This window comes from Streptomyces sp. NRRL S-920 (assembly GCF_000717945.1).
GTDB classification, from domain to species: domain Bacteria; phylum Actinomycetota; class Actinomycetes; order Streptomycetales; family Streptomycetaceae; genus Streptomyces; species Streptomyces alboniger.
Genome location: NZ_JODF01000111.1, coordinates 1 through 7,663, shown reverse-complemented (window position 1 = coordinate 7,663; position 7,663 = coordinate 1). Strand labels below are relative to the sequence as shown.

Genomic DNA, 7,663 nt, shown 5'->3' with positions numbered 1-7,663 from the left:
TGGGGTCCGGGGGTTCTGGGGTCCGGGGGTTCTGGGGTCCGGGGTGCTGGGTTCCGGGGTGCTGGGTTCCGGGGTGCTGGGTTCCGGCGGTACTGCGAGGCGGCGGGGAGTCAGCCCGCGGCTGAGAAGGTGAGGTGTTCCACGGGCCCGGAAAGCGCTGCTTTCACCCGACCGGTGACGTCGTCCGCGAGCACTTCCGCCGCCCCGGCCTCAAGCCCGTCGACGATCCGCGCGGCGATCTCGGCGGGCTTGGCCTTCGGCCGCCCGATGGCGGCGACCATGTCGGTGTCGATGAAGCCCGCGTGGACGCCGACCACTTGCGTGTTCTGGGCGGCCAGTTCGAGTCGGAGCGAGTTCGTGAGCGACCACGCCGCGGCTTTCGACGCCCCGTAGGCACCGCTGCCGGCCAGCCAGGACAGTACGGAGTGCATATGGACGAACGCGCCCCCGCCGTTGGCGGCCAGGATCGGCGCGAACGCCCGTGTGACCCGCAACGGTCCGAAGACGTTGACGTCGAACGTCTCATCGACGCCCGCCAGCTCCCCTGTCAGCAAGGGGGCCGGGAGCAGAACGCCCGCGTTGTTGAACACGATCTCGGCGTCCGCGGCGCCCCGCGCGAACTCGGCGACCGACTCCTCCGAGCGGACCTCGAGCCGGGCGGTGACCACCTCGGGGCGGTCATCCACGTACGCGGCGCGCGCGGTGGAGTACACCTTTCGGGCGCCGCGCGCCAGCAGTTCGTCCACGAGCGCCGCGCCGAGCCCCCGCCGGCCGCCGGTCACCACGGCCACCTTGCCTGCTACCGCCACCATCAGAGCCTCCCACCTGAGTAACGTTGTCGTTAGCCAGAAAGAAAGCACAGCTCCGCTGGGTAACGCAAGCGTTAGTTACAATGGGGGGATGGCGATGGAGTTCGAGGAGCGACTGCGTGACCGGGATGCCTGGTCGATCGGTGACGGCTGCTCGGCGGAGCGGGTGCTCGGCCTGCTGAGCACCAAGACGGTGTTCCTGGTCATCCGCGAATGCTTCTACGGCACCACCAGGTTCGAGGACTTCGTGGCGCGGATCGGGGCCTCCGCGCCCGCGGTGTCCCGGGCACTCAAACAGCTGGAGTCCGCGGAGGTCGTCGCGCGTACCCCGTATCAGGAGGCGGGCAGCCGGGCCCGCGACGAGTACCGGCTGACCGCGTCCGGCGAGGATCTGCTGCCGGTGTTCCTGTCACTGATGCAGTGGGGCGACAAGTACCTCCAGGGGGGCCGCCCGCCCCTCTCGTTCGTCGAGGCCGCCACCGGCCGTGCCACGAGAGTGAGCGTGACGGCCGCGCCGGTGCCGGAGACGGCGTCCGACGCCATAGAGATCCGCCTGAACCCGGCGTGGCAGGCGGACTAACAAAGCTGGTCCGCCCTCTCCTCCCGCATCAACGGGAGGGCCGATACGCCACCTACGCGCCCCCGGTGCCCGGGAGGGTCGCGCCCAGGCCGATCGCGCGCAGCTCGGTGGGATCGAGGATGCGGTAGGTCCGGTTCATCCGGCCGTTGGAGGTGTCGGCGAGGATCTCGTGCTCGCGCAGTTCCTTGAGGGACTTCTCCACGGTGGAGACGCCGAGCCCGAGGGCGTTGGCGAAGTCGCGCTGGGTGGGCCCGGTCACGACGTGGGGGTCCAAGGCACCGGAGAGGATCTTGGCGCCGAGCCCCTGCTGGTACATGAGGTGGAACAGGAGCCGGGCGACGCGGTGGATCGGCTTGCAGGCGTCCGTGCCGTAGAGGTCCTCGAACTCCAGGACGTAGGTCATCAGACGCTGGTGGATCATCCGGACGACCGACAGATTGCGTACGGCGACGGAGCGCAGGGCCTTGCGCGGGATGCGCACGGTGCGCGTGGCGGACAGGAACTGGACCTGTTCGAGCCGGTTGACGGACGGCACATCGGTGAACAGGTCGAGGTTGCCCAGAAGGTAGTTCCCGCCCCAGATACGCCCGTTGACCAGCACGGTGCCGAACAGTACGAACTCGATGTGGTGGGAGTTCAGCGGCTCGGGCTCGGCGGAGCGCTGGTGCCGGTACAGCATGCTGAAGCGGGCGAGTTCGTCGGCGACCTCGTGGTTGAGGCCCTGCTGTAGGTAGTAGTACTGCAACACGCGCAGCGCCCGCGCGCTGCGGGGCTCGACGGTGCCGGCGCCGGCCATCTCGTACACCGGAGCCGGGCGGGGAACGGCGGCCGGGCCGGGGACGGCAGGAAAGCTGTAGGCGACGGACGGGCCGGGGCCGGTAGGCGAGCTGGGGACGGCGGGCGGGTTGGGGACGGCAAGCGGGTTGGAGCCGACAGGCGGGTTGGGGCCGACGGTGACGCGCGGCCCGGCCGTGATGCTCTTGTCGGGTTCCTCGCCCCTGGTGCGGCTGTCGCTCACAGCAGCCCCGCGGTGATCTCGGTGTGGAGCGGCCCGGCGACGGTGTGCACGGCCACGGGCGGCGTCGGGGGCTCGGTGAGGACCTTGGTGATCGGCACCATCGATCCGACGAGCGTGCCGATCCCGACGATGACGGCGACCACGCGGGCCGGCGTCGACTTGAGCCGGTCGACGGCGAAGGCGATCGTCGCGAACACGATCAGGAAGATCGCCACGAGGACGACGAGCCGGACGAGGTCGGCCTCGGGCTCGGGCGGGGGCTCCATCAGGATCCGCGTGACGGGGACGAGCGCGCCGACCAGGGTGGCGATCGCGGTGACGACGGCGGCGACGCGGATGGGCTTGGACTGGAAGCGGTGGACGACGAAGGCGATCGTCGCGAAGACGATAAGAAAGATCGCCAAGAGGGCGACCAATGGGGCCGTGGCGGACACGAGCAGTTCTCCCGGTGCTGGACGGGCAGGGATCGCGGCTGCTGCCCGGCTTCCCTCCGGTGGCTGATGCCGGAGGGAGGACGAGCCCGGCACGGGTGCCGGATGCCGCTGGACTGTTCATCGCTCTTCTTGCAATGGCCGGGCTTCGGCACCCGCTTAACAGGCTCCATCGACCGGTTAATCGCAGAGGGTACCTAAGACCGACAACGTGCCCAACTAAGGCGTCCCGAGAGGGATTTGAAGATCAAAAGGCGAAGCATGGCAAGTCCACTAAACGGCCACTTATCAGGGATTCAGCGGGTTGTTTGGGCGTCAAGAAACCCGTAGCCGTAGGGCTTTGGCCGCGTCGGCCCCCAAATTCCCTCTGGATAAGGCATAACGAGGCACCAAGTTCGGTTACATATCCAGTGCTGGACACAGGCCCTGGACTGGCCTTCGCTCAGCATCATCGGGCATTTGCCCGGAGGGTTGGCCCCCTTCGGGTGCCCGATGTTCATCGTCACGAGGGCCCCGCCGGCGGCGGGGCCCTTCGTATTTCCCCAGCTCACACCTGATGGCCGGCAACGAAATCCGCAGCCGCACCCCGGACCCGCCTCCCGTTGATCACCTGAACGACAGCCTCCGCCCCGATTTCGATCACGACTCCTCATGCAGAGCAAACAAATGGAGAAATCGGGACCAAAGGCATCCTGTTCCGAGATTGCGAAATCGGCTACAGGTTGTAAGATGCCGCGCTCTTCATCACCCGACGCGATCAGAATGTACTCACCAGTAATCGAAAACGCAGGCGAAACGCCACGATAAGGTCCCTTATGGCCGCGTATGCCGGTTTGGGCATATGGCCACGCTCCGTCGACAGCTTGAGTTCGGCAGCACGCGTTCCGCAGCGGGAGTCGACAGGGGGAGTCCGGCAGCGGGGGCAGCGGCACGGGTGACGGATCGCCCGGGGCGCGGGGCTCGGGGCGCCGGGCAGCTCGGGCCGCGGCTGGCGCGGGGTGCTGACGTGAGGAACACGAAGAGCCCCCCTGACCCGCGTTTCCGCAGGTCAGGGGGGCTCTCGGGCTGTGGAGCCTAGGGGAGTCGAACCCCTGACATCTGCCATGCAAAGACAGCGCTCTACCAACTGAGCTAAGGCCCCGAGATGATGCACCGGACCGGAAGAATCACCTCCCGGCGTGCGTCGCAGACCAGAGTACCGGGTCTCCCCCCGGATCTCGCAAAAGGATTGGGGGTCCCGGTCCACGACCACGCTCCGTAAGATGCACGACGTGGTTCGCGGCAGCGAACCGCGGTCTTAGGGGAAGCGATGGGGAGACGCAATGGACGCCGCACAGCAGGACACCACCGCGAGAGCACGAGAGCTCCAGCGGAACTGGTACGGGGAGCCGCTGGGGGCGCTCTTCCGTCGCCTCATCGATGATCTGGGCCTGAACCAGGCACGCCTCGCCGGAGTCCTCGGCCTGTCCGCGCCCATGCTGTCCCAGCTGATGAGCGGTCAGCGTGCCAAGATCGGCAACCCCGCGGTCGTCCAGCGGGTCCAGCTCCTCCAGGAACTGGCGGGCCAGGTCGCCGACGGCAGTGTGAGCGCCGCGGAGGCGACCGACCGCATGGACGAGATCAAGAAGTCCCAGGGCGGCTCCGTCCTCACGAACACCGCCCAGACGACGACCAGTTCGGGCGCCCCCACGGTCAAGCGCGTGGTGCGCGAGATCCAGTCGCTGCTGCGCTCCGTCGCGGCGGCGGGCGACATCATCGACGCCGCGGACTCCCTCGCCCCCACCCATCCGGAACTGGCAGAGTTCCTCCGGGTGTACGGCGCCGGACGCACCGCGGACGCGGTCGCCCACTACGAGGCGCACCAGAGCTGACACAGGCTGATCCGTCGACCGGGCCGCCGCGCGGCCCGGAAGGGGAGCGGAGCGCGACCATGGGTGAGGTCTTCGCCGGCCGGTACGAGCTGGTCGACCCGATCGGGCACGGGGGAGTCGGTGCGGTCTGGCGCGCCTGGGACCACCGGCGCCACCGGTACGTGGCCGCCAAGGTCCTGCAACAGAGCGACGCTCACGCCCTGTTGAGGTTCGTACGGGAACAGGCCCTGCGGATCGACCACCCCCATGTCCTCGCGCCCGCCAGCTGGGCCGCCGACGACGACAAGGTCCTGTTCACCATGGATCTGGTCGGCGGCGGCTCGCTGGCGCATGTCATCGGGGACTACGGCCCGCTGCCGCTCCGCTTCGCCTGTACGCTCCTCGACCAGCTCCTCTCCGGTCTCGCGGCCGTGCACGCCGAGGGCGTCGTCCACCGCGACATCAAACCGGCCAACATCCTGCTCGAAGCCACCGGCGCGGGGCGCCCGCATCTGCGCCTGTCCGACTTCGGGATCTCGATGCGCAAGGGAGAGCCCCGGCTCACCGAGACCGACTACGTGGTCGGGACGCCCGGCTACTTCGCTCCTGAGCAGATGACGGGCGCCGAGCCCGACTTCACCGCCGACCTCTTCGCCGTCGGCCTGGTCGCCCTGTATCTCCTGGAGGGCGCCAAACCTGACGCCAAGGCGCTGATCGAGCACTTCGCCGAGCACGGCACCCCCGGCGCCCCGCGCGGCATCCCGGAGCCGCTCTGGCAGGTCATCGCCACCTTGCTCCAGCCCGACCCCCGGACGCGTTTTCGCACCGCCACGGGCGCGCGCAAGGCGTTGGCCTGCGCCGCCGAGATGCTGCCCGAGCCCGGCCCGGACGACGAACTCGTCGAGATCTTCGACCAACTCGCGCCGCTGCCGACGGGTTTCGGCCCCGACGGCCCCCTCACCCCCGCGCCTCACCCGGGGCCCGCGCCCCGCCCTTCCCCCCTCCCACCACAGCCGAACCACCCCACGCCCTTCCCAGCCCCGGCCCCGGCCCAGTTCCCCTCGCCGACCGCGCCGACCCCGCCGACCGCCAGCCACCTCGGCTCGGAGGCCGACGGCTTCCGCCTCCCCCCTCCCCAGCGGCCACCCCGCCCGTCCACTCCCCCCACGCCGCCCCCTCTACGGGCCCCCTCGCCCGAGCCGGCATACACGCCCGCGCCTGCACATACGCCCGCGCCCGCACCCGCGCCGCACCAGATCACGACCCATCAGGCCACGACCCACTGGGCCGCCCAGCTCCCACCCCCGGACCAGGCAACCTCCCAGTCCTACGCACCGTTCTCCCCCACCGCGCGAAGGCGCCCCGGCCCGCCCGCCAAGGTGGCGGTCCCGATGCTGTTCGTCGCGCTGGTCTGCCTCACGGTCGGGATCTGGGCGCTGACACAGCTCTGACAGCAGCTCTCACCGCCGCTCTGACCGCATCTCTCACAGCCGGAAATCCGGGAGCCCCGCCCCTCACCAACCCCGAGGCGGCCCGAACTGCGCGCCCACGGAGGCGCCCCCGGGGCCGCCCCCGGGACCACCCTCGCCCGCCGCCCGCCGCCGCGCGACCAGCGTCCACCCGCCGAGGACGCCCAGCAGCACCACCCCGGTCCCGATCCCCCCGGTGGCAAGGACGGCCATCGCCCTGTCGCCGCCCCCGCCCGTGCCGCTCCCGGCAGCCGTCTCCCCGCGCCGGGCGGCCTCCGTGTCCTGCTCCGTGACGCCGAATTCCTCGGCCGGCACGGCCGACCCCGCGTACGCCGGACCCGGCCGCGCGGCCCCGTCGACGTCCACCCGGAGCGTCAGGTCCAGCGGGGCCGCGCCGAACTTCCGTGCGACGTCCGCGCTCAGGTGGACCGTCAGGTAGTACCAGCCGGCGAATCGCATCGCGGCCACCGCGTCCGCCGGGGCGAACCGGTTCTCGTACGCGACCGGAGGCACCGGGTCCAGCACCGCCGACTTCTGCCGACCGTCGTACGCCGTATCCGTGTCGTCGACCTCCGCGCGTACCGGGTTGCTCAACGTCATGACCAGCGCGGCCGCCACGTACCCCGTCCCGCGCCCGGCCCCCCGCCCCACGCCGCCCCGCTCACCACCGCCACCGGCGGCCTCGCCCCCGCTGCTCAGGCTGCCCAGCTCCGCGGTGACGGAGAGCCGCTGTCCCCAGTCGACCGGCACCCGGTAGAAGAGCGTCCCGCCGGGCTCGATGCTGTCCCCCCAGACGCCCTTCCCCAGCGCCCGCGCCCCGTTGAAGCTCGTACCGCCCTCGCGGACCTTGCGCTCGCCGGTCGGCGCCACGGGGGTCGCGGAGTTCCAGGAACCCGGCGGCGTCGTCGCCCCCTTTTCGCGCAACGCGGGTTCCGACGCGACCCGAAGCTCCAGGTCCCAGCTCGTACGGGAGGACTCCGGGGCGCTCATCCGCTCGACGAGTACGTAGTACGTGCCTGTCCCCTCGCAGCTCTTCTCGTCGGGGCCGACCCTGCGCGCCGCCGTGGCCGTGATCGGCCGCGGGCTCTCCGAGGCGCCGAACCTCGCCTCCTGCGACTCCCTGGGGCTACAGCTGTTGCCGTCCGCGTCCTGTACGGAGACCTCGACTCCATCGGCGTAGGACACCCTGCTGCCCAACGCGGGGACCGCGGTCACCGCGACGTACGCGCTCTCCTCGGCCCTCAGCTCCACGCGGTAGAAACGCCGGCCCGCGCGCGGGAGGGAGCTTTTATAGACCTTCCCGGCACTGAGCCGACGCCCTTCGGCGCTGCTCGTCGCGCCGTCGACCGTCTCGGCGCCCTCGGCGAAGCCGTACGGAGCGGGCGCCCCCGCGGCCCAGGCCTGCCCCGGCAACACCCCCGCCGTACACGCCACAGCGCATGCCACGGTGCACGCCACCGCGCGGATCGCCACGCCCCAGCCCCCGCCAAGCCGCCGCCCCAGCCC

General features: G+C 70.7%; 7 protein-coding genes and 1 tRNA gene. 3 read left to right on the top strand and 5 right to left on the bottom strand.

The annotated features are described in order from the left end of the window. Nucleotides 1-110: 110 nt before the first annotated feature. Nucleotides 111-812 (bottom strand): SDR family oxidoreductase, encoded by a 702-nt coding sequence (locus IG54_RS0136770; RefSeq protein WP_030795378.1) that lies wholly within the window; start codon nucleotides 810-812, stop codon nucleotides 111-113. A gap of 88 nt (nucleotides 813-900) precedes the next feature. Between IG54_RS0136770 and IG54_RS0136765 the strand changes: the two genes are divergently transcribed. Beyond that, the gene (locus IG54_RS0136765; RefSeq protein WP_078594970.1) at nucleotides 901-1,389 is read left to right on the top strand and encodes a winged helix-turn-helix transcriptional regulator; all 489 of its coding nucleotides are present in this window, start codon (nucleotides 901-903) and stop codon (nucleotides 1,387-1,389) included. Nucleotides 1,390-1,441: 52 nt separating this feature from the next. Here IG54_RS0136765 and IG54_RS0136760 read toward each other — a convergent pair whose 3' ends face one another. The 3 genes from IG54_RS0136760 to IG54_RS0136745 all read right to left on the bottom strand — a co-directional run bounded on the left by IG54_RS0136760 (nucleotide 1,442) and on the right by IG54_RS0136745 (nucleotide 3,979). Then, nucleotides 1,442-2,407, bottom strand: coding sequence for a Crp/Fnr family transcriptional regulator (locus tag IG54_RS0136760; RefSeq protein ID WP_030795372.1), 966 nt, complete (start codon nucleotides 2,405-2,407; stop codon nucleotides 1,442-1,444). Further along, nucleotides 2,404-2,811 carry a hypothetical protein gene (locus tag IG54_RS0136755; protein ID WP_158709009.1) on the bottom strand — a complete coding sequence of 136 codons (408 nt, stop codon included), beginning with the start codon at nucleotides 2,809-2,811 and terminating at the stop codon, nucleotides 2,404-2,406. The genes IG54_RS0136760 and IG54_RS0136755 overlap by 4 nt, the downstream gene beginning before the upstream one ends. Nucleotides 2,812-3,906: 1,095 nt before the next feature. Next, nucleotides 3,907-3,979, bottom strand: a tRNA-Ala gene (locus IG54_RS0136745). Nucleotides 3,980-4,160: 181 nt separating this feature from the next. Here IG54_RS0136745 and IG54_RS0136740 point away from each other — a divergent pair. After that, nucleotides 4,161-4,709, top strand: coding sequence for a helix-turn-helix domain-containing protein (locus tag IG54_RS0136740; protein WP_030795367.1), 549 nt, complete (start codon nucleotides 4,161-4,163; stop codon nucleotides 4,707-4,709). Between the two features lie 59 nt (nucleotides 4,710-4,768). Further along, nucleotides 4,769-6,139: a serine/threonine-protein kinase gene (locus tag IG54_RS0136735; protein WP_030795366.1), complete on the top strand. Its 1,371-nt coding sequence runs from the start codon at nucleotides 4,769-4,771 to the stop codon at nucleotides 6,137-6,139. Between the two features lie 63 nt (nucleotides 6,140-6,202). On the opposite strand, the gene IG54_RS0136730 is transcribed toward IG54_RS0136735, so the two are convergent. Beyond that, nucleotides 6,203-7,408 (bottom strand): hypothetical protein, encoded by a 1,206-nt coding sequence (locus IG54_RS0136730; protein WP_234336481.1) that lies wholly within the window; start codon nucleotides 7,406-7,408, stop codon nucleotides 6,203-6,205. Between the last annotated feature and the right edge of the window lie 255 nt (nucleotides 7,409-7,663).

What these genes read in the sequence shown, in the direction of transcription:
- IG54_RS0136770 (WP_030795378.1), bottom strand. Translation starts at nt 812, where the DNA reads ATGGTGGCGGTAGCAGGCAAGGTGGCCGTGGTGACCGGCGGCCGGCGG.
- IG54_RS0136765 (WP_078594970.1), top strand. Translation starts at nt 901, where the DNA reads ATGGCGATGGAGTTCGAGGAGCGACTGCGTGACCGGGATGCCTGGTCG.
- IG54_RS0136740 (WP_030795367.1), top strand. Translation starts at nt 4,161, where the DNA reads ATGGACGCCGCACAGCAGGACACCACCGCGAGAGCACGAGAGCTCCAG.
- IG54_RS0136735 (WP_030795366.1), top strand. Translation starts at nt 4,769, where the DNA reads ATGGGTGAGGTCTTCGCCGGCCGGTACGAGCTGGTCGACCCGATCGGG.